The sequence below is a fragment of the Pedosphaera parvula Ellin514 genome, assembly GCF_000172555.1.
In the GTDB taxonomy this organism is placed as follows: domain Bacteria; phylum Verrucomicrobiota; class Verrucomicrobiia; order Limisphaerales; family Pedosphaeraceae; genus Pedosphaera.
This window is the reverse complement of sequence record NZ_ABOX02000005.1, coordinates 191,212-213,926: the sequence shown is the minus strand read 5'-3', so window position 1 is coordinate 213,926 and position 22,715 is coordinate 191,212. Positions and strand designations below refer to the sequence as shown.

General features: G+C 51.7%; 19 protein-coding genes. All 19 read right to left on the bottom strand.

Features of this window, described 5'->3' with window-relative positions; genetic code table 11:
• Positions 1–199: 199 nt before the first annotated feature.
• Positions 200–745 (bottom strand): VPDSG-CTERM sorting domain-containing protein, encoded by a 546-nt coding sequence (locus tag CFLAV_RS05915; RefSeq protein ID WP_007413745.1) that lies wholly within the window; start codon positions 743–745, stop codon positions 200–202.
• 328 nt (positions 746–1,073) lie between these two features.
• Positions 1,074–2,183 carry a DegT/DnrJ/EryC1/StrS family aminotransferase gene (locus tag CFLAV_RS05910; protein WP_007413743.1) on the bottom strand — a complete coding sequence of 370 codons (1,110 nt, stop codon included), beginning with the start codon at positions 2,181–2,183 and terminating at the stop codon, positions 1,074–1,076.
• A gap of 300 nt (positions 2,184–2,483) precedes the next feature.
• Complete coding sequence (locus CFLAV_RS05905) at positions 2,484–5,702, bottom strand: tetratricopeptide repeat protein (RefSeq protein WP_007413742.1); 3,219 nt, start codon at positions 5,700–5,702, stop codon at positions 2,484–2,486.
• A 7-nt stretch (positions 5,703–5,709) separates the two neighbouring features.
• Positions 5,710–6,657 carry a VPDSG-CTERM-specific exosortase XrtC gene (xrtC, locus tag CFLAV_RS05900; RefSeq protein ID WP_007413741.1) on the bottom strand — a complete coding sequence of 316 codons (948 nt, stop codon included), beginning with the start codon at positions 6,655–6,657 and terminating at the stop codon, positions 5,710–5,712.
• Positions 6,658–6,746: 89 nt separating this feature from the next.
• Positions 6,747–8,060: an outer membrane beta-barrel protein gene (locus CFLAV_RS05895; RefSeq protein ID WP_160164504.1), complete on the bottom strand. Its 1,314-nt coding sequence runs from the start codon at positions 8,058–8,060 to the stop codon at positions 6,747–6,749.
• Between the two features lie 61 nt (positions 8,061–8,121).
• Positions 8,122–9,408, bottom strand: a complete 1,287-nt coding sequence (locus CFLAV_RS05890) for a nucleotide sugar dehydrogenase (RefSeq protein ID WP_007413739.1) — start codon at positions 9,406–9,408, stop codon at positions 8,122–8,124.
• Positions 9,409–9,412: 4 nt separating this feature from the next.
• The gene (locus CFLAV_RS35435; RefSeq protein WP_160164503.1) at positions 9,413–9,568 is read right to left on the bottom strand and encodes a hypothetical protein; all 156 of its coding nucleotides are present in this window, start codon (positions 9,566–9,568) and stop codon (positions 9,413–9,415) included.
• A gap of 107 nt (positions 9,569–9,675) precedes the next feature.
• Positions 9,676–10,296 (bottom strand): GNAT family N-acetyltransferase, encoded by a 621-nt coding sequence (locus tag CFLAV_RS05885; protein WP_007413737.1) that lies wholly within the window; start codon positions 10,294–10,296, stop codon positions 9,676–9,678.
• A 49-nt stretch (positions 10,297–10,345) separates the two neighbouring features.
• The gene (locus CFLAV_RS05880; RefSeq protein WP_007413736.1) at positions 10,346–11,293 is read right to left on the bottom strand and encodes a glycosyltransferase family 2 protein; all 948 of its coding nucleotides are present in this window, start codon (positions 11,291–11,293) and stop codon (positions 10,346–10,348) included.
• Positions 11,294–11,303: 10 nt separating this feature from the next.
• Positions 11,304–12,437, bottom strand: a complete 1,134-nt coding sequence (locus tag CFLAV_RS05875) for a lipid II:glycine glycyltransferase FemX (RefSeq protein WP_160164502.1) — start codon at positions 12,435–12,437, stop codon at positions 11,304–11,306.
• A 28-nt stretch (positions 12,438–12,465) separates the two neighbouring features.
• Positions 12,466–13,278, bottom strand: a complete 813-nt coding sequence (locus tag CFLAV_RS05870) for a polysaccharide deacetylase family protein (protein ID WP_007413734.1) — start codon at positions 13,276–13,278, stop codon at positions 12,466–12,468.
• Positions 13,279–13,366: 88 nt separating this feature from the next.
• Positions 13,367–14,323: a glycosyltransferase family 2 protein gene (locus tag CFLAV_RS31910; RefSeq protein WP_007413733.1), complete on the bottom strand. Its 957-nt coding sequence runs from the start codon at positions 14,321–14,323 to the stop codon at positions 13,367–13,369.
• Position 14,324: 1 nt separating this feature from the next.
• Positions 14,325–15,278, bottom strand: coding sequence for a glycosyltransferase family 2 protein (locus tag CFLAV_RS05860; protein WP_160164501.1), 954 nt, complete (start codon positions 15,276–15,278; stop codon positions 14,325–14,327).
• A 24-nt stretch (positions 15,279–15,302) separates the two neighbouring features.
• A complete protein-coding gene (locus CFLAV_RS05855; protein WP_040547129.1) occupies positions 15,303–17,297 on the bottom strand; it encodes an HAD family hydrolase in 1,995 nt (664 codons plus the stop codon).
• Entirely contained in the window at positions 17,294–18,022 is a 729-nt protein-coding gene (locus CFLAV_RS05850; protein WP_007413730.1) for a class I SAM-dependent methyltransferase, read from the bottom strand. The genes CFLAV_RS05855 and CFLAV_RS05850 overlap by 4 nt, the downstream gene beginning before the upstream one ends.
• Positions 18,015–19,310 carry an ABC transporter ATP-binding protein gene (locus CFLAV_RS05845; RefSeq protein WP_007413729.1) on the bottom strand — a complete coding sequence of 432 codons (1,296 nt, stop codon included), beginning with the start codon at positions 19,308–19,310 and terminating at the stop codon, positions 18,015–18,017. Before CFLAV_RS05845 ends, CFLAV_RS05850 begins: the two co-directional genes overlap by 8 nt.
• A gap of 49 nt (positions 19,311–19,359) precedes the next feature.
• Positions 19,360–20,178, bottom strand: coding sequence for an ABC transporter permease (locus CFLAV_RS05840; protein ID WP_007413728.1), 819 nt, complete (start codon positions 20,176–20,178; stop codon positions 19,360–19,362).
• A 90-nt stretch (positions 20,179–20,268) separates the two neighbouring features.
• Positions 20,269–20,727, bottom strand: coding sequence for an acyltransferase (locus CFLAV_RS05835; protein ID WP_160164500.1), 459 nt, complete (start codon positions 20,725–20,727; stop codon positions 20,269–20,271).
• A gap of 241 nt (positions 20,728–20,968) precedes the next feature.
• A complete protein-coding gene (locus CFLAV_RS05830; RefSeq protein WP_007413726.1) occupies positions 20,969–22,699 on the bottom strand; it encodes a hypothetical protein in 1,731 nt (576 codons plus the stop codon).
• Positions 22,700–22,715: the final 16 nt, after the last annotated feature.

Below are 22,715 nucleotides of genomic sequence, written 5' to 3'. Positions count from 1 at the left end.
AACCGCTGATATTCCAAGGAAAATAACAGCTGCAATTACTATACCGAGTGGCAAAAGAAATTTCCGAATGGCAGGAGGGAATCAGTGAAGAGCAGTTTGACCTGGCACCATCGCCATGAGATTGGCCAATAAAAGCAAAAAAAACGGGCAAGGTATAAACCCTGCCCGCAAGAACTTCAGATTAGTAGGAGATTGCCGATTAGGCCATCAACTTCTTCCTGAGCAAACCAACGCCCGAAAGAGCGCAACCGAGGAGCACCAAGGTTGTTCCACTATCAGGAACAGCGCCCGTCGAGGCTGAGAATGAGAAGATGGCATTAGCCGAAGGATTCTGTGTGGAAAAACTCCAGGTGCCAACAGTTGGAGTAAAGCTATTTCCACTAATGGTTCCGGTTCCAGTCACAACCACACCAACACCAGGAACTGTGGCTGCAATTGAAGAGGAGATAAGATCAAACGTAAATCCACCAACACTCCAAAAGCTGGCAACAGGGCCGGAATTAAAAGACCAAGGTGCATGAATGCTCACCGGGGTATTTACTGCAATGCTGCCAAAATCGCCTCCAGAACTCTGAACGAATGGTGCCACCCAACCGGTCACCGCAGTAGCAGCGCCGGCATCAGCGTTGTTAAGAGTAACGCCACCTGCAAAGGTGATAGTGCCGTTAATCGGAGTCGCACTTACACTCCATGTTCCGAGCGCCAGCATCACTGCTGCCACGCTAATTTTAATCCATTTCATCATAATTTCGTTTGGTTAAGTTTTAGTTTCGTCCTACTAAGCGATATCCTTTAAGCACATGCCATGCCATGCCCATCCTGTTGCAGAACCATGACCGCAAACTACTAATTATAAGCCACTTACGAATAACTTACGCAATTAGGCTCATATACCTTACCAATCAAAACCGTAAAGTATTCCGACGTAGTATTAAGGATTCTTTCACTTCTACGGCTTCCGTGGAAAACACGAATTTTGAGCACAAGACCAGCCACAACAGCTCTTTCCTGCTTCTTAGGAAAATGAGATGAAAGAACCATGGGATACTCACAAGTCTTCCAGGGAGCGATACTCAACCCTCGAAGAACTTGTGAATAACCTGGGCCACCCGCTGCACCTGACTATCGGTCAACTCGGGATAAATCGGCAGGCTCAAACATTCACGAGCTGCTTTTTCGGCCACCGGAAAATCACCCGCCTTATACCCGAGCGAGCCATAACACTTTTGCAAATGCAGCGGCAATGGGTAATGGAGTGCGCAACCGATCTTGTGCTCTTCCAAATGCTTTTTCAATGCATCCCTCCGGGGATGGCGCACCACGTAAAGATGATAAACACTTTCAGCCCAGACCGCTTCATGGGGCAATTGCAGCGGTGTGTCCGCCAAAAGTTTATGATACAAATTAGCCACATGGCGGCGCGCCTGGGTCCATTGATTCAAGTGTTTCAGCTTGACTCCGAGAACCGCTCCCTGAATTCCTTCCATGCGGTAGTTGAATCCAACTTCATCATGATAATAACGTTGGGTGGAACCGTGCTCGCGCAACGATCGCGCCCGGGTCGCATAAGCTTCGCTGTTCGTCACCAATGCCCCACCTTCGCCACAGGCGCCCAGGTTTTTCCCCGGATAAAAGCTAAAGCCGGATACCGCTCCGAAAGTGCCAACCACTTTTCCCTTATATTTCGCTCCATGCGCCTGGGCTGCGTCTTCCACCAACGGCAGATTGTGCTTGCGACAAATCGCCAGTAAAGGCTCCAAATCACATGGATGACCGTAAAGATGCACCGGCATGATGGCTTTCGTCCGCGGAGTAATGGCTTTCTCCACCAACTTCGGATCCATGGTGCAGGTCTGGTCATCAATATCGACATATACCGGGCGGGCGCCTACATAGGAAATCGCCCAACTGGTCGCAACGAAAGTATGCGGCGTGGTGATGACCTCGTCCCCCGGCCCAACATTCAGCAATAGTAATGCTACATGTAGCGCCGAGGTGCCGCTGTTGAAACCAGCGGCATGCTTTGCCTCACAAAAGGAAGCAAAATCGCGCTCAAATTGCACCACATCCGGCCCCAGGCAAAAGCTGCAATTATCGAGTGTTTTGGCTATGACCGCATCGATTTCTTTACGCAAAGGTCGAAGCTGGGCGGGCAGGTCGAGGTAGGGAATTGGTTGGTCCATTGATTTTTAGTTTAAATAAGACGTTAAGACTGGGACGTAAAATAATTGTTCTGGCTGATTTGAAATGAATTCCTAATGGTGCCTCCAAAATGCATGGAGGATTCTGGTGTGATTCAAGGCGCGAACGACACATTCATTCGTAACTCTCATGTACTGCACTCATCGGTAAAACCGGTTTCAGGAAATGTTGTTTGTTACCAGCTTCACTCTGCATGAGCCTTAAATTGCGCCGCAGCTTTCAATTATGTAATCGAGGGAACGTTCTTTGCGCTTCGCCAAATACGTGCACTTGCGGCAGGATCAATTCAACTCCGTCAATACCCGTCGCGCTTCCGAGGCAAACTGGGTGGAGAGGTGCAACTCCAGCGCATGCTGGAGCGAGGCCTTGCTTTCAACTCTTTTCTTCAACTTATATTGGCTCATTCCCAAATAATACAGCACCCCCGCATCATCACTCAGTCCTTTTGCACTCTCCTTCAGCAACTCCGTGGACTTTGTGTAATCCCCTTTCCGATATGCCACAATGCCTAATGCCTTCGTTAAACCGGGGTCGTTGCGGAAAAGCTCACGGGCCTGGACTGCCATTTCATAGGTTTGATTATCCTTGGCGGGGTCATCTGAGTAGAGCATCGCCAGCTTTCTCTTGGCTGGAATGAACTCGGGGAAAAGTTCCAACACCTTTTCGTAACTCTTCCTTGCCGATGCCGCATCAGCTTTCTGCTCAAAACCCGCCGCCACTGCCACCAAGGCAGGAACACAGCCTGCATCTGCCTTCAACGCCGCCTCAATCCTGGGCGTTTCCTTGAGTGCTTGCGTCGGATTGGCTGCCAGATTGATCATTTCCAACCAGCGCTTTGCTTCTTCGGCCTGCGCTGTAGCAGCGCCACTCTGCAAGGTTTTTTGAATGATGCCGGTCGCCTCTTCCACATGGCCCACACTGTAAAGAGCCTTTGCATAATCGAACTGCCTCCCCACATTCCCAGGACTCTTTTGGTCCGCTTCCTGCAACAAGCTGAGCGACCATTTGTAATCCCGTGATAAAAACGCAATGTGGCCCAGCGCTCCGGAAATGTCCGCATCCTCCGGGCTCAATGAATGAGCGTTTTTGGCCAGCTCCAGGGCTTTTTGTTGGTTGTTCAGATGGTCGGAATAAAGCAACGCCAGGCTGGCCATTACCTTCGCATTGTCCGGGCTTGTTTTCAGCGCTTTTTGATAAGCATCGGCGGCCTTTTGAAATGCTCCTGTCCGCTCGTAAATGCCCGCCAGGCGGCACAACGCAACTTCATCCTCGGGTTGATCAGCAATCCTCTTTTCCAACTTCGACTGCACATCGTCGCCGCCACTTTTGGGATCAATCGCCAGAATTGACAGGCGCAAACTGGCCTCCTCATGTCCAAAAAAGTCGCTCTTTAACTGCAGCGCCCGCTGAAGGTAAAGTCGTGCGGACTCTTCCTTTCCCAACATGTAGTAGCCCATGCCAACATGGAACTGTATCTCCGGTTCTCCCGGAAGCTTATCCGCCGCCTCGCGGTTAAGCGTCAGCGCGGCCGCATATTGTGCCTTCTTGAATAATATCCAACCCAGGGTATCGGCGGTCGAGGGATCATAGACCATTAATTCCCGGGCGCGTCGAGCCATCTCCAACGCTTTGTCGAGTTGGTTAAAATGTTCGGAATAAAGATACGCCAGGTTGTTCAGCGCCGCGCTGAAATTGGGATCGATTGCAATGAGCTTTTCGTAGGCATCCCGGGCGGCTGCAAAATTCTTTTCCTGATCCCGGATCGTTCCTATCATCATGAGCGCACTGGTGTCCTTCGGATTTTTGACCATTACTTCCTGCAAATTGGTTATGGCTTGTTCATTCTGCTTGGACTCCATGTACAAGCGCGCCAGCAAAAAGTAGGCTATCCGCATCTGGGGATTCAATTCTATGGCTCGTTTCAAAGCGGCTACTGCTTTTTGAGTGGCTTTTTGACTTTCGAATATCCTGGCCTGCAGCACACACAACTCGGGAACGATCTTCTCATTCGCCATCTCTTTGTCCAAAAGGCTCAGGGCCTTGCTGTAATCCTGTGCTTGAATGTCCAGGTTCACAATTTGTTCCAGGGCGGGAAGATTGTCAGGTGACATAACCAGCACTTTTTCAAATGCTTTTTGCGCTTCCTCCTTTTTATTCATCTGGATGAAGGTTAAGCCTGCTTTATAGACATACTGCGGCTCGTGTGGAAACGATTGCCTGAGCTGGTCGTAAATCCCCAGCGCCTCCGCATAATTACCTCTGGCCCGGTAAGCCTCGGCCAGTAATAACTGCGCCTGAACCAACCGGGGCTGTTGTCGCACCAATTGGGTAAGTAAGGCGACGGCTGAATTGAGATCCCCGCTTCGAATGTATATTTCGGCTGACAGCAATTGCGCCTCGGGATACGAGCGATTCAATGCCAGGGCCTGCTTCAAGCTCCCCAGCGCCTTGGGAGAATCGTTTGCCACCATTTGCGCCAGCGCCAGGTGATAAAAGGCTTGAGGAGATTGGGGATAAAGCCGGACCGTTTTTTCGAATTCCGCCAAAGCCTTGGCGCTGTCACCTTTTCCAAGATAAGTGCGGCCATGCAGTTGCAGGAAGTCGAAGTTCTCGGGATCGCGTATGAGCACCTTGTCAATTATTGCCATCGCCTCATCAAACTGTTTCTCACTCAACGCCGTTTCCGCCAGCGCCTGCCAGGCTGGCAGGTTGTCAGGCGTCTTTTGAACAATGGCTTTTAAGAGAACCTTCCCCTGTTCCATCTCTCCATGCTGAATTTTGAAAAGCGCATACCTCACGCGTCTTGGCGAGTGCGCAGAAGCGTTGTCCGCTGCGGCCTTCAACGCCTGCTCCGCTTCCTTCACCTCGTTTTTTATCAGGTGGAGATTGGCAAGCGCCAAATACGCCGGGCCAAATTTCTTGTCAATGTCCAACGCCCGGTTAATGGCTTCTTCAGCTCCCTTCAGATTGTTTTGTTTAATCAGCAGGGTGCTGATGGCTACCTCACACGCCGGCTTATATCCACCCGCAGCGAGTAACTTCTGTAAGGCCTGCCTGGTTTGTTCGACTTCCTGGGAAGTGGAAGCCAAATCGGCGAGCAACATCGGCGCGTCTTGATCCTGAGGCCGCTTTTCCAGGACGTATTTCACCTCTTCCTGAGCTTCCTTCATTCTACCTGCGGAAAAGTAGAGTGAACCGATTTTCATATGGATGCCGGGGTCACCGGTAGGATCGAGCTCCCGGGCTCTCGACAGGAAGGTAAATGCACGCGAAAACCGCCCCTGCTCCACGTAAATCGCCCCTAAGTTCGCGAACCCATGGGCGTTTTTGGGATCCTTCCGAATGACGTTGATGTACTCAACCTCCGCATGGTCGTAATCCTCCAATTGAAAATATCGATCCGCGCGTTTCAAATGGCTCTGCTGCGTACAACTGACGGCGGCTGTTGCCAGAAACAAAACAGCAACCCAATTAAAAGTGCGTTGAAAATCTTTTGACATAAAAGTTTTAAGATTCCTGCGCCGCAGGAACAGTTTTGCGCTCGGATCTTTTGAGCAGGATTAAAAGAATGAAAAATGGCACCAGGGATAAGGCGAAAAAGTAAGGGCCACCGCGATGATGAATGGCCGAGTTAATCATTTCCGGCCCAATATGCACGCATAGTTCGCCGATGGTAAAAACCCTGAAACCATTGCGAATGATTCCCAGTGGTATGACCGCGAAAATTAACACCGCTCTTTTCCACGGACTGCGCAAAAACAGGTAACTGGCAATAAAGCTGGTGATGAACAGGATCAAGCTGGAATGGATTCCACTGCATTCCGGCGCCACGCGCAGGGCAATGCCCGGCAATTGGAAGATCAATTCCTCCCGGGAAAAAGTCGTCCCGGAAACCATGAATAACAGATCCGCCGCCAATGCTGAGCTGTGTTGTAAAAATGTCTCGATGCCCGTTCTCAAAAATAATGGCAGCGGCACTGTGAAAAGGAGAAAGCACAGCGGAAAAGCGTGGGCTCGCACCTTTTCCTTTCCCAGGCAAAAGCAGCAAATCCCCAGGAAGAACAATACGCCGGACAACGTTATCAACGCCAATTGATCCTCCACAGCCGGAACCCCGCCCCGACGCTCTAAAAACCAATAACCAGCAAGGACTGCAAGGCCGCCGACTGCGGTCAGGATTGCGAGACCTCGCGCGGGCTCGGAGTGACCAACTGGTTTTTGCTTCTGCAGGCGATACAAATACAAACTCACGAAAGGAATCAGCAGGATGTAGGAATCCAGTTCGCTTTTCAGCGCGAAAAGGGCCAGATGATATAAAGGAAGGCCAAAGCAGAGTACTAAAGCTATTACGGCAGGCAGAAAACCACGCCCTGAATTTTGAGCCGAATGATTTGACGCCGCTTTTGCCACAGTACGCGGTTCATCCGGGATCTTCGATTCCTCTTTAATTAGCATTGTGGTTGTTCTTCATCGCAAGCCACCGGGCCGCCGAAATAAAGCCATGTTATCTGCACTGCCACCGCAACGCATTGCAAATTTTCCACTTAATACCGATAGCCGAGTTCCAGTCCAACTTGATTACTGGAATAAGAAAATCCATTCTGACTCGAGTTATTATTGCTAAACTGGTAAAAAACCCCTGCTGTCCCCCGTTTAAGAAACGGCCAACCCAGATGGGCATTGAATGAATACATGCTATCGACGCGTCCGGCCGAGCCTGCGTTCAGTTCGGAAATATAATTAATCTCGCCATAAGAAGCTGCGAGGTTCAGTGAAAGTTTTTTGAGGAGTTGCTGCGACAATGAAACAGTCAAAGCGGTATTTTCAGTCACTTGATCTTGCAACAGAGAGCTGCTAACCGTGCGATCGGCACTGAGTGAAAGGGAGGTCTCCGCAATGGGCTGGTAGGCAATGCTCACTCCATACAGCGGGTTGAGCAAATTCGCACTGCTGGCCAGAAACTGCCGATCTTCAAAACCGGCATGCACTTGCAGGCTTACTTTTTCCGTGGCTCGCCACTGAACTCTTCCCTGCAATTGTCCGTAAGCCGAATCCGAACCCATGCTTTCGGTGACATACCCTCCGCCAGCACCAACAGAAACATCCAGCCGCGGCCAGATTTGATAAGCCAGCCATTCCATCGTAGACCATTGCTTGGAGCTGTTAAATCCTTCCGCCGAAGTGATGGCCTGATCCAGCCCCATCTCCAATGAGAGCTTGCTGTTAAATCGATACGACGCAGTAAGACCAGTGGCAAATGCTTGCTGATCCGTTTGCTGCGCAGTCTGCACCAATGGCGTGAAGGTGGAAGCGTATGTCTGCGACAGTCCCAAAACCCAGTCTTCGTACGAGGTTCCTCCGATTAACGACACATTCTGATCCAGCCCGTTCTGAAATCGCCTATCACTGTAGAATCGTTGAATCGGTGTATAATCGATTGTCCAATGCCGCCCAATCTCCAATAAAACCCCCGGCGAAACTTCCTGGATTATCGAAGCCACTTGATCCCCCGGCGCGGCGGAGAGGCCATTCCCATAGAGGAATCGATAAGACAAATGCGGGTGCACCGTCACCGGCCCCATCTCAAAAGGCAAACCATGCGGCAGCAACGGTGCCAGCGTATCCAGTGCCCGCAAACTCCCCGCTCCCTCACTCTGCATTTCCTGAACGGCTGCCGGCACCGCTACATATGAAGTCGGTGGCGCCAGCACCTGCTGAGCCTTCAAGCTACCTGGAATGCTCAGCGCACAAAGCACCATCGCTTCCAGCCTGTATCTTCCACTTCCCCAACCGCCAGGAAACCCGATTCGGTTTGAAGCCTTCACATCAAATGACAATCCCACACTACTTCCTTTCACTTCCTTCGCATATCAACGCCACATCCTCACGACAGGACTGCTCAAGACACTTTCCCTTCTCTTATGCCTTCCAAACCTGGCCTTCCTTGGTCGGCACACTTACCATCGCATTCCGCGTATCAATGATGCAGGGACACCAATCCGCCAGCTCCTGGTAATTGGTCACCAGATGATTCGTCGCGATAATCACCGCATCAAAACCTTGTAACGACTCCCGCGTCCAGGGCACCGAACGCGTTCCGGCCCACTGCGGATGTTCACGCGTCGGCTTGATCACCGGCACATACGGATCATGATACGCCACCTCCGCTCCCCGCTCCGTCAACAGACTCATCAACACATAACTCGGCGATTCCCGCTCATCATCCACATTCGGCTTATACGCCAGTCCCACGATCAAAACCCGACTCCCATTCACCGGCTTCCGATGCGTATTCAACGCCTCCGCTGTCCGGTTAATCACATAATTCGGCATCGCTGTATTAATCTCACCCGCCAGCTCAATAAACCGCGTGTTCTGATTAAATTCCCGCGCCTTCCACGTCAGATAAAACGGGTCAATCGGAATACAATGCCCGCCCAAACCCGGCCCGGGATAAAACGGCATGAAACCAAACGGCTTCGTCTTCGCCGCGTTAATCACCTCCCACACATCAATCCCCATCGCTCCGTACACCAGCTTCAACTCATTCACCAACGCGATGTTCACACTGCGAAAAATATTCTCCAACAGCTTCGTCGCCTCCGCCACCCGGCACGACGACACCGGCACCAGCGTCTGAATCGCCATTCCATACAGTGCCTTCGCCCGCTCCAGACACGCCGGCGTATAACCCCCGATCACCTTCGGAATCTTCGACACCTTGCTCAACACATTACCCGGATCTTCACGCTCCGGCGAAAACGCCAGGTGAAAATCCACCCCCGCCTTCAATCCTGAACCCGCCTCCAACACCCCGCGCAAATCCTCATCCGTCGTCCCTGGATATGTCGTCGACTCCAGCACCACCAGCGTCCCCTTCGCCAAATGCGGCGCGATCGCCTTCCCCGTCTCCAAAATAAACGAAATATCCGGCTCCCGATTCTTATTCAATGGAGTCGGCACACAAATAATCACACCCTCCACCTCTTTCACCCGGCTGAAATCCGCCGATGCCGAAAACCTCTTCCCCTTCACCATCTCCGCCACCGATTCCCCCGCAATATGCTTGATATAACTCTCCCCCCGATTAATCAACTCCACCTTCGCCGAGTCGATATCCAGCCCCAGCACCGTCGCACCCGAAAGCGCGAACTGCAGCGACAACGGCAATCCCACATAACCCAAACCAACAATCGCAATCTTCATATCGTTATTTCCAGTTGTTAAAAGTTACAAAACCGAGACCACCATCACCAACACCAAAAACTTCCGGAACTGACCGGAATTCTACGGAATGCCCTCCCCCCAAAAACAAAATACCCGATACCGCCCTGACCCGCCGATCAAAACCAAAATCCCAGTTCATGCCCACATCCTAAACCAGGAGGTTGGACATAGCCTATCCAACCCAAAAAAATATACACCTACCCACCAACCACTTCCGAAAACCATCCAGACCACACAAGCAGTCCCTCACTTCTCTCTACTCCACACCACCAACGTTCGCCCCAGCACCCGCATCTTTCTCGCCGCCCCAAACCTCCGAAACCTCGTCCGGCTCAACGAACTCAACTGCGCCACATTCCACTCCGCCGCCTCGATAAACGCCCGCGCCTTCCCTTCCTCTGCCAACTTTCCCAAAATATGATTCACTAATCCCGGGTTCAACCGCTTCCCCCGAAATTCTGGAAACACAAAAAAATCAAACAAATGCACATCCCGCTCTCCGAGTGGAAAATAATGCGGCTCCATCGTCCCACCCGCCATCGTCCACCCAAACGCCGCTATCTCCCCATCCAGCTTCAACAACCACAACGTCGCCCCTCTCTCAAACCGCTCGCGCATCAACCGCCGCGTTTCCTCGGGGCGCCACGCATTTGTGATGCGTGCCAACTCCTGCGGACTCAATTCCTTTTCAGACCCCTTCCGCTCAACCTCTCGCCGTTCCCCCTCGTCCGCTTGCACCTCCCCAAGATCGCAGTAAAACAACACCATCCGGTTCCCTGTTGCCGCGCGTCCTAGCGAAACCCGGGCCCGACCAAGCGTCGCCCGCACGCCATGACGACTCGCGTAGCTCAACAACCGCCCGATCATATCCGCCAACTTCTCATTTCAAAAAACCACCGCCAAAATTCCTGCCAACCTACGCCTGCCCGCCATTGCTTCGCCCCAAAATTGCCATCATCGACGCCGCCGAAACCTGCATCCGCGTCAGGCTGTCTTTTCGCTTCGAAGGCCTCATCACGTAACTCCCCAGCGCCGCCACCCAGCGCGCGCACTTATGCGCAAATATCAGGCAACTCATGCTCACCTGGCCCGTCACACCGTGATGCTTTTTCCAGTAACGTAAAATCGACCGTTGCTGCGTGAGCGCCAGCCACACCGGGTCACGCTTCGCACTACTGCCCCCGCGATAATGAACCGATTCCGCGCCGGGATGGAATGTAATCCGCCACCCTGATGCCCAGCATCGCTTGCACCAGTCCACATCCTCCGCATACATGAAGAACCCTTCATCCAACAGCCCGAATTTCTCCATCGCCTCACGCCGAACCATCCAAAAGCAACCCACCAGTACCTCCACGTCCAACTCCCGGTCGCCCTTGAAATAAAACATATGCTCACCGCTGAAAAACTTCGAGCCCGGCAAAAGCTTCGCCAATCCCGTCATCACACAAAAGTTATTCCACAATGTCGGAAACCGGCGGCACGAACTCTGATGCGTCCGGTCACCGTTTAGAATCCTGGGGCCAATCATCCCAATGTCACGATGCTCATCCATGTAATCCACCAGGATGTCCAGGCAACGGCCCAAAACCTTTATATCCGAATTCAGCAGGCAAACATATTTCCCCCGGCTCGCTTCAATCCCCACATTGTTGCCTTTGGGGAATCCTAAATTCTCCCGGTTCCTGATGAGTTTCACCCGCGGATATTTCGACTCCACCATCTCCGGCGATCCGTCGGTGGATGCATTGTCCACCACGATGATTTCCAGGCTGTGCGAAACCGATCCCTGCTCCAGGCTCTCAAGGCACTCCTCGAGATAAGAGCGGTCGTTCCAACTTAGGATGACAACGGAAATATCCATGACTGAATAATCAAGTGTTCGGATTGCCCGGTTCTGCCTGGTTCAGCTTGGGAGCCGGCTTCAATCTTCCAATCGCCCCGGCAACATCGTTCTTAAACTTGCTCGCCGCTTTCTGCGCGCCGCCCCGGCCAAAGTCCGCCGCCTTCATGAACAGCGAGCTCATCACGGCTTCACACGATTCCAACGGCGCCATCCGCGTCATGTCCTCTGCGGAGAAACCCTTCTTGAAATGATACACACCGGGATTAAGTTCCGGATCAATCCCGCCCAAATCATAATATTTGAAACCATTCTCCTTCAGCCATTTGATCATCGTCCACTGCAACAAATAAGCTCCCTTGCTGTCCAGGCCCTGATCGTTCGTCGCGCCGAGGAGATAAATCCCCATGCTACCCACCGCCGAACACACAATCCCGCACACCGGCACACCCTCGCGCTGGCAAATCAGCGTCTTGAACTTCTGCCCGCCCGGTAAATCTTCCGTAATCCGGCCAAACTCGTGCACATCCACAGTCGTATCGAACTTCTTCCGTGCCCACATCTCTTCATAAATTTTGACGAACACTTTATACTCCTCCCGGCCCGTTCCCTCCACGATGGTCAAATTATTCTTCTCCGAGCGATTCAACTGGTTCCGCCATTTCTGATCCAGCTTCTTGCGCAACTCCTCCAACGTTGGCGTCAGGTCCAGTACAAAGGTCCGGTCAGCGCTCGCCCGACCCGGCTGCACTTCGCCGTATTCACTGAATGCTTCCTCGAAAATCCCGGCGCGCGGAGAGCCCACAAAGGCATCCGGCAAAATCCGCAAAAACAACTTCCGTTTCCGCACGTACTCTTCGTGCAGCTCTTTCATCACCAGCTTCACGGTTTGTAAATCCAACGTGGCCCCGCGCAAATGGCAAATCGGCCCCCAACGCAAATACGCCACCCCGCCCCCAACCAGCTTGGGACGAATAATCCGCAACTGCGCCATTGCCATCACCGAGCTATCCCCTTTTCGCAAAACCAGGTGACTCAAGTTCTCTTCGCCCCACCGAATGGCTCCGTAGCTCCACGTCTGATACGGATTGGAATCTTCAAACAACTCCATCAACCCGCTCCATTCCGCAGAACTCACCTTGTCGATTTCGACCGTGTATGACATTGCATTTTGCCCCATGAAAAATCTTCAGTTAATTCCGCTTGAGGAGGGAAAAGATCGACCGCTTGCCCGATGATGCCCATTTCACCCAGCGATACGCCCCCAGCACCTTCAATTTGAATTCCAACTCCCAATCCGTCGGTTGCACCGATACCCGGCCCATCAATCCTCCCCGCAAAGCGGAACTCACACTCTCAGCCGTCGATCCAAAACAAAACTGGTAACCAGTTTCCGAAACCAGTTTCAATTCCCGGTCCCCGTAACTGCCGTAGGGAAAACTCACACCCTTGATCTCGCGCCTCGTGATAGCGATTAACGAATCTTTCGATTCCTTCAATTCCCGCCGGGCTTCTGCTTCCGTCATCTTCGCCAGGTCCGGATGATTGACACCATGCGAACCGAAATCAATTGTCTCACACACCGCCAATCGCTTCAGATCCTCGGCCGTCACCAATTCCTCACCCACCTGGTTGGGACCGCCATAATCATCCCAGCTCGAACGCCGTCCGAGATAACCCGTCGGCACAAACAAAGTCACCGGTATCTTTCGTTGCACCATTTCGGGCACACCGTTTTTGATGAAACTGCAAAACGCATCGTCGGCAGTGATTGCCACATAACGCGACCCCTTCTCAAAACTCAACTCCCGCGCCGCGAAAACAGGCCGCGCCAGCTTCAACACCAGCTCACACTGCCTGGCAAATCGCTCCCGCGTCTCATCGTGCACCGAATGATAATTGATCACTACGCAGCTTCCCGCCCGCCGCCCTCCCACTAACCTCACCAAAAAGTCGCCCCCAAACACCACCAGCGAGATCCCGAGCCTTATCAAACGCGACACCATTTATATTTAACCCTAGAAAATTTCCCAACCCGCCACCGCCATGCAAACAAGCAACGCATCATCCATGGCTCCATATTCTCCGCGCACACTAGACTCTCAGTTTAACCAACCCTTTCTTCTCATAATTTCTGGACCGTCTTCTCTCCTTCAGAAATTGCCGGCACATTTCTATTTCAGCCACATAGCTCATTTCCCATGAAGGGGCTCCTTCCCCGTCCAGCGGTGGAGGAGGTTGCATCATTCGTCGGAGCAACAGCTTTAATTTCAAAAAACCAGCACGGAAGGCAGGCACCCTGATTTCGCCATGTTTCCAGTGATGCAGCATGTAGGCCAGGGATTTACCCCGCTTATGTGCTGCAGCCAGCCACTGAGAACGCAACAGCCTGGAAGCCGCAGGATGATGCACCACCAGCGCTTCAGGAACCGATTTCAATCGCAAACCCGCCGCGCACAATTGCCACGAGAAGACCGTCTCCTCGCCAAACCCACTGGCTCCAGGCCCAAGCTCCGGATCATACTTTGGCACCGACTTGAGCACCGACCGATGAAAACCCATGTTGGCGCCAATCAACTCCACTTCGCCATCCGGCGGCAGGTCCGGCGCAGCCAACCATAATTTGTGTGTCGAATCCATCCACGGCCTCAACAAACTTTCCGCCAGCTCAATCCGCCCCACCACCGCATCGCACTTCCGCTTCAACAGCGGTGTGGCCAATCTGTCAAGCCAGTCAACCACTGGTATCACATCGTCATCAGTAAAAAGAATGACCTCGCCTTGAGCTGCGGCCACTCCACTGTTCAAGGCATTGCTTTTCCCGGCCTTTTCCTCATACAAATACCGAACCTCAAAATTCTTAAGCTGGGCGCTTCGCGCCACCCTCGCCGTATTGTCCGTGGAGGCATTATCCACTACGATCAATTCTGCGCGCCATCCTGCCGGAACACAGACCCCTCCCATCGCTTGCAAAGTTTTTTCCAGCGATGGAGCACAGTTACGCGTGCAGATAATGACTGAACAATCGAAGTTTTCTCTCTTCTTTTCCATCTTACGAAGCCACTGCTGCGCCACCGCTCTTTACCAAACCACGCACCTCATAGTTGTAAGGCCGCTTGCACTCGACAAAATAATGCTGAAGCCGGTTCACCCGCTCCAAAAGAATTAACTCCCACAGTGGAATCCCTTCCGCCCTCCGACATTCCTTCCACTTCACCACCCGCCAAAAATAATATCTTGCCAAATTCGCATAGAGCCGATATCGCGCCCGCGCCAACCGTTCGTGCCGCCAGTGATGGTTCAGGTAAGCTCCCGATTTCCCCTGCTGCATGCAGGCCGCCAGCCAACTCCTGCGCCTTAAACGCTCTTCACCAAAAAAATGCCAGACCTCACTGGCCGGCACCGCTCCCAGTCGAAACCCTGCCTCTTTCAACTGCAGCGAAAAAAGTGTCTCCTCCCCGGAACCCAATGCACCTGCCCCCAATTCCTCATCGAACATCGGCACCTTCTCAAACACCGCCCGGTTGAGCGCCATATTGGCGCCAACCAACCTCTCAGGATTACCAAAGTCCACGCCTTCAGTGCTGGCCAGCCATGAGCGATGAGTGGCCGTCATCCATCCCCGCTCCAACTCCGGTGCCAGCTTAACCCGGCCCACAACCGCATCTGCCCGCCCCTCCAAAATCGGACTGCACATCAACTCAATCCAGTTCTGCGGCAAACGCACATCGTCATCGGTAAAAAGCAACAACCGGCCACGCGCCTCCTTCACTCCCCGATTTCTCGCCACCGCCAATCCCGGACGCGACTCAAAAACATATCGGAGTTTAATCTCCGCAAACTGCGTTTGTTTCACCACAGCTTGCGTCTCGTCACTGGAACCATTGTCCACCACCAAAACTTCCTGTTGCAGTCCCAGCATCGAACGCAACTCCTTAACCGACTCCAAGGTCTCCTTCAACGAGCCAGCCCGATTGCGCGTGCAGATGATGACTGATGTATCCACGACTCTAAAAAGCCGGCGGAGCAATTAACGTCGAATCGTCCGCCAAACTTTTGAACGAACTCTGGCGGCAAATTGGCTCGCTGCCAGAACATATTGCACATTCGGCGCGGTCATCGCCAAAGAACCCTCCGGCCAGAGGCAGTCCATCTCCTTCCAAAAACGAAGAAATGGATATCGTCTCGGGAGCATCGGAGTCAGTGCATTAAAAAAATTAAATGCTTTCACGATTGGCATCGAGTCCAGGTTGTTTTGGTCAAATGCCGCCGAAAGTGCCGCGATCGATTTTGCCATATTCTCGCTCGGAAATTTCACAAAATTTGATACGAGAACATCGAGCAGGATTCGGCAGGTGGTGGAGTTTGAAAAAGTTGAGACCAGCGAGCGGTTCTCGTTAACAAAACTTAAAGTCAATTCATGGAGTTCGGCCGCCAGGTTCGCTTCCGATTCTTTCAGGGTTCCGCCAAAAACCGGTTGAGCCACATTTCCTGCGGCCGCATAATGATGAACTGTTGGATGATCAGCGCATCCAATCAAATGTTCAAGCAGCGTGGCACACGAAAAAATGCCAGAATTTTGCAACGCATGTGGGACGTCAGGAGCACGCTGATAAAACATGGCCTCGGCGGTCCCTGCCTCTGCCGGACCTTTCCGCCCTTGTTGGAGCCCCAAATAAAAACCCTGTAACTGGCCCGTCCATCCACCGGCAAGAAGAAGCTTTCGCAAGGAGTGCTGGCAGGTCAAAAACCACCCGATGTCAACCAGGGCCCAGGAGACAGAATCGAATAGTCCCGCCGTCCGGAAGTATTCCAAAGCTGACTGTCGGCGTGTACTGATAAGATCCAGAATTCGCTTTTTAGTCGGCTCCTGATTTAGCGCATTCCAAAAAAGGTCCCAATCGGACTCAGACTTAAGGCAGTAAGCTCCTTTTTGCTCACCGGCCATAGCCCCCAGACTGCCTTGGACATCGTCAAAGGTTAACTCAAGCTTCGCCAAAAGCCGATCCAGACGAGGCTCTTCAAAGAACCTCCTCATCCAGGTCATTTCCTCGGGTGAAATGGCTCCTGCGGAGGGAAGGAAAAGAGCCTGACGTGAAACGTAGAGATATTTGCACTCGATTCCCCCAAACTCGGGAGCCAGCACGGAAGCTGCCTTCCAAATCAATTGGCAATCGCGAGAAAGAAAATAAAGGCGCTTCACCCCTGTCTCTCGAGCACGTTTCAACAGCCAAACGGCAAAACCCATTACAAACGGGCCTGCAAATTGTCCCACCATCTCCTTAAGCGGAATATTGTCCAACCCATGGCGCTGCAACCGGAAGGCTCGCGCGGCTCCCACTATCTCTGCGGCCGCGCCGCGGCATGACTCCAATTGCAGGAGGCGCAGTTCATATGGTGTAGCATTCGCATAGTCGCAAAGAGCCGCGTCAATCCCGCACGACTTGGCAACCAAATAATCGCTTTGAACATTATCACCGACATGCTGCACTTTGTTCGGACTCACAGCCTCGGCTTGCAGGAGATGTTTGAACAGATTGCCCGAAGCTTTCGTTTTCCCGATTTCACTGGAGATGTAAAATCCATCCCCAGGTTCGGCAAAACCTCTGTTAATCAATAACTTCTCAACAAAACTCCGAGGCAGATAAGTATCCGAAGTAAATACCACCCGGATACCCTGCTTGCGCGAAGTCAATACTTGTTCGCGCATGATCGCGATGGGAAAGAGTAGTTGTTCTTCCGCTTCAATTTCACATTTAATGAGGTCTTTATCCGTCCAGCCTAGTGACGAAAGAAGCACCTCCCAGATTTCAACGAGGGTAATCTCTTCTCTGCTTATGCGTTGGCGTGCGAGACGTTCAGCTTCAATTCGGTTGGCGACAAAATCCTCCAGTTTTTCTCGCGTCGGCAATATGCCAAGCTTGGTAAAAACAATGCGCCCAACAGTGTAGAAAACGTCGGATGGCACCGCCCTTCGCCGTGTAAGGCAGGTATCAAAAACATCAAACGAACGAACAGAATTCACGCTTTTGTTGCCACAGCCTTCAGATTGAGTTCAAAGCTGATGTCCTGCAAACGTTCCCAGGGAAGCTCCGCCTTAAAGACCTGAAACCAACACCAACGAACCATCCATTTGCGCAGCGCATCACGACTGCTCTTCCGCCAGAGGCGCTTCGGCATTTTTCCAAGTCCTTTGGACGCATCAAGGTCAATGGTTTTAAATCCGGCGTTTTTCAGCACAAAATAAAGAGAATGTTCCGTGAAACTCGAATAATGCGTGTAATCGTTGTAGCGCCAGCGTGCATTAAGAATCGCATTGGCGTTGGGAACAGTCAGAACAACGCTGCCCCCTGGTTTAAGTGATTCGTAAATGGCACGCATGAAATTTATTTGCACTTCCACGGGCACGTGCTCCAAAACATCTAACACCACCGCGAACGCAAAGCTCTCACGGTTCCGGCCCAACCACTCCACTGTTGAGTCACTAACCGCCACTTCAAACCCGGCCTTGCGGCAGCGTTCAGCCTGTTGTGGAGACATTTCGAGTCCCTGTAGCGATTGATACCCGAGATTCCGCATTGCCCGAAGTGCAAATCCGTAACCACAACCTATATCGATGATTGAAGACTGCTTGTCTTTGGGGAGGTGCGGGCCAATGACCGTTTGCAACCAATTGGCCATAATTGTCGCATGTTCTTCGGTTTCATTGTGAAATCGCCCGTAATAAATGGAATAATCAAAATTATTCATGAGCGCTCCTGCCCGATGAAATGCATTTTTGTATAAGATCCGGGAATACAACGGAGCCCCAGCCTCTGGTCCACGTTGAGATTGTTCCAGCCGCACCCTCCTCTGGACTCACCTCGAAGGATAAGGTTTCAAGCACTACATCATAGTCAACATGGCCACTTCGGTGATCACCCTTGCCCACTGCCACTCCGCAATAGTAATGTCCCGGGGCCAGCCTCGGACAAGGCAGAGTTACTTCAAACTCTGCTTCTTCACCTTGTCGTGGACCACCCTCCTCAGCTCCAAAACAACTGCCGACTGGAATTCCCTCCGCAGTAAAAATCGTTATGCTAAAACGCAACCGGGGAATATTTTCGTAAGCTCTCACCTTCGCATAGAAACAAAAATGTTCATTCGAGAAAAAGATGGGGGATGTCTTATCGAATCGGAAAGAGACGAATCTTGCAGCTTGGCTGCCCATATATTTGCGTGGCGATTTGGCTACATCAAAAAATACACACGCATCAGAAGCCATCGCACCTACATAGTTTTCAACTGCTCTCTCCGTGTCTCCATGGAAGCGAAGCTTTCCTTTTTCCATCACGATCCCGGTTCTTGTCAGTTGCAGGACAGCAGCCATGTTATGGCTCACGAATAAAACAGTCCTGCCTTGCTGGCGGGAAACTTCCTGCATCTTACCAAGGCACTTTTGTTGAAACTGCGCATCCCCCACTGCCAGCACTTCATCCACCACCAATATCTCAGGTTCCAAATGTGCGGCTACTGCAAAAGCCAACCGGACGTACATTCCAGAGGAATAACGCTTCACAGGAGTATCCAGGAATCTTTCCACTTCTGCAAAGGCAACAATCTCGTCAAAGCGTCTTTTTATCTCCATCCGGCTCATGCCAAGAATTGCCCCATTCAAATAGATGTTTTCACGACCTGTCAGCTCCGGATGGAACCCCGTTCCAACCTCTAAAAGACTGGCGACACGGCCACGGATTTTAATACGGCCCTCTGTCGGCTCAGTAATGCGGCTTAGTATTTTTAAGAGCGTTGATTTTCCCGCTCCGTTGCGGCCAATAACACCAACCACTTCGCCTTGCTTGATGTCGAATGAAACATTTTTCAACGCCCAGAATTCTTCCTCCCCGGCCTTTCTTCTCCTGGCTGCGATTTCGAGCATCCGCCAGGGTTTGCGGGCAAACTCCTCGATTCGATGGCGCAGACCATCATGTGCATTTCCACGCGATCCCAGGATATAGCGTTTGGAGAGGTTTTCTACTTTAATTGCAGTATCACTCATGGAGAGTTTTGAATAAATTGCGCTACGAAATATCTTGCTTGATGGTATCTCAAATCACATCCGCAAAAGTCTTCTCCGTCTTGCGGAAGTACCAGATGCCCGTAATCAAAAGCAGCGCAGTACCCAATAGGGAAATTAAAAACCCCGGCAGATAGATTTGATGCTCACCGCCCAGAATGCACCAGCGGAATCCATCAATCACTCCCACCATGGGATTCACGGAATAAAGCAACCGCCATTTCTCCGGTACTACGCTGCTATAAAAACCAACCGGAGAAATATAAAGACCGAACTGAACCACAAATGGCACGATGAAACGGAAATCGCGATACCGCACCATCAATGCAGCCACCCAGAGCCCGATGCCCAGCGAGGCCGCAAAAGCCAGCAACACAAACAGAGGTAGTAGGAGAACAGTAACTGGCGGCACAAAACGATACCACATCATGAGGACGACTAGGAAGGCGGCGGAAATCAAAAAGTCCACGAAACTGGTAATCACACTGCTCGCCGGAACAATCAATCGCGGAAAATACACCTTCGAAATCAAATTTGAATTCGTCACCAAGCTGTTGCCACTCTCCGAAAACGCCGTGGAAAAAAATTGCCATGGCAGCATCCCGCAGAAAACCAAAATCGGATACGGCACGCCGCCCGATGGCATTTTTCCAAATTTGCCGAACACTACGCTCAGCACCACCATCGTCAACAGCGGGCGGACCAGCGACCAGGCAACTCCCACCACAGTTTGTTTGTAGCGCACCAACAGGTCGCGCCAGGCCAGAAAATAAAACAACTCACGATAACGCCACAGATCACGCCAGTAATGGCGCTCCGTGCGGCCTGCTTCAAGGATCAGTTCCTGCATTTGCTTGGTGAATTAAAGGTTGAAAAACTTTTGCAAAGACGGCTTTAGCTCCATTGCTAGCGTGGTTTGTTGTCCTCCGCTACGATGAATTCAGCTCAGTTGCTGAATGGCTCCGGTGCTTTCCCAACGTTTTGTCGCAACATTATACTGTTTAACCACCCGGGCGGGCGAACCAACTGCTACCGAATAATCAGGAATTGAGGAATTTACAACCGAGTTGGCGCCAATCACGCAATGCTCGCCAATCGTAACTCCCGGCAGCACCACCACATTTTGGCCCAGCCAGGTATGTTTCCCGATGGACACCGGTTTAATATTATTAATCCCCTGATGCATGATGGGAATCGTGATATCCTCAAAAGCATGCGCATGGTCGGAGATATAAACATTCCGCGCCAGGAGCACATGTTCCCCCAGCACCACCTGCCGCGCCGCCGAAATCGTCGCCCCCATCCCAATGCCACAATGAGATCCAATCACAAGTTTGGCACTGCTTTCATCCCCGTCTCCGTCAACCACGTGAATCCAACAATCACTTTCTATGTTCACTCGCTCACCCAGTCGCATCTGGTTTAAACCCCAACAGCGAAATGGTGGCGAAATCCGGGAATGAGCTCCAATCTCCTTAAACTGGCTCCAGATGAGCATCGTAAACAGCTTGGTGCGCAAACGTGACCACCTGTTTAAAAAGAAATCTATGCTATTTACGCTCAAAGTCTGAATGAGGGCCAAGCCTCACATCGTTTGGCATCTGCCTGCAAGCTTTTACGGGCTCTCGAGAAAGAAGCCGCTAATTGGTCATGCGCAAACCGGTTGCAGGTTTGGGGGCTGGAATCACCGGAGGAACCACGGCTGCGGTTGAAGTCTGATAGGCTCCCATGGCCCACGCCCCCGTTGTTGGGCGCGACTTTCCATCTAGATCGCCGCTAAGACCAGACAGTTTCACGGCACTTAAGTTCTTGCCCACCGTGAGACAGGGACTGTTGGTTTGCAAATGCAAATCACTTCCCGTGAATCCACCGTTGATGAATATCGGATTGGCAGCCATCCCGTTCGTCTCCCATCCATTAAATCTCATACCCGCTAAACCGAATTGTCCAAACACACCCGGGCTGTTGAGAAACGCATGTGTGTCATTCTTGAAATAGGGGCTCACATAACCGTCATAGGATAAATAACAGTTATAATCAAAAAATAAGTAGGACCTCACTTCCGTGTTCGCCGTGTTCAAAACCAACGAGGAGTTGTTGTTATTGTTCGTGGTGAAATCGGCAAAAACGTTGTTTTGGACGTAAATCAGGCAGTTTGTATCCCACAACCGATCAAAATTGTTGGCTTCTTCCCCCGAGATCGTGATCCCTGGATAGCCTCCGTTAAGCGCAAACGTGTTGTTATAAATTCTTAATGTGGTGCTAGGCTCCTGACCTCGATTTGCACAGGCATAAGTGATGCACGCATTGGCTACCGGGTGGTAAAGGAACACATTGTTGTAGATATTCGCCTGCGGTCCGGTCTCCAAATACATGCAAGCGGTCCCTCCTATTGTGTTCGGAACCGTGGTTTGAAATAAATTATTGTAGAAATTGATGTTCGTTCCGTCCCGGAAAAATCCCACGGAGTCAGTCCGGTCAAAAATGCCGTCCTGATGGGGACCAGTATCGTAGCCGGTCCAATGATTGGCATCATATGCCCAGTCATTGTTGATGAATTGGCAATCGTGGATGTAGATGCCATCCCGCTGGCACCCATTTGCCTGCACGCAAAGATCAATGCACCAGACAATGTAATCGTGGAATTTGCAGTTGGCGATCACCAGGTTGGTGGTGATGATCTGGCTCTGCATCTCACACGCGCGGGCTACTTTGGTAAATTCACAATTCGTGATGGTGAGCCCCACACTGTCCAGGCATCTCAGCCCCACTCCATCAATCGAGCCTGGCCCGACCGGCTTTTGATTCTGCCAGTAACCCAGTTCATGAAAGTAGCAATTATCTATTTTGACTGAACTCATGGCTCCCATGGAATAAATTCCCACGCCGTTTTTGGCCGGAAGCGCCACCCCAGTGTCAGCTGGCAACGTCGTCGCCCCTCCAATCGGACCAAGTTCCAAACTTCTAAAATTAACATTCGTCAGGCTTCCCGGCGCCAAAAACGCTATCAGCGCATTCGGACTGGTAAAAATTGCCCTTCCAGTCCCCCAGGTTCCAGCGGTATTGCCATCATAAGTAATGGGATTTCCTGTTGTCCCGTTGGTCTTTACCATGATGCTGTTCGCGAGTATGTACGAAACCCCGCCTTTGAAATAAACCGTATCACCCGGGGCCAAAGATGTTGCCGCAGCGGTACCGGTGGCCACAGCATCTCCCGGACAATGTTTCCACGCAACCGTGGTGTTGGTTCCCTTGTTGGAATCCAAACCGCCCACATAATCTACATAATAGCTGGCGGCAAACGTAGTGCTCGCCGAAAGAAGCAACCCCACCATCATCGCCCCGTGAAAGATTTTAACTTTGGACAACATAATGCGTAGTTATTAT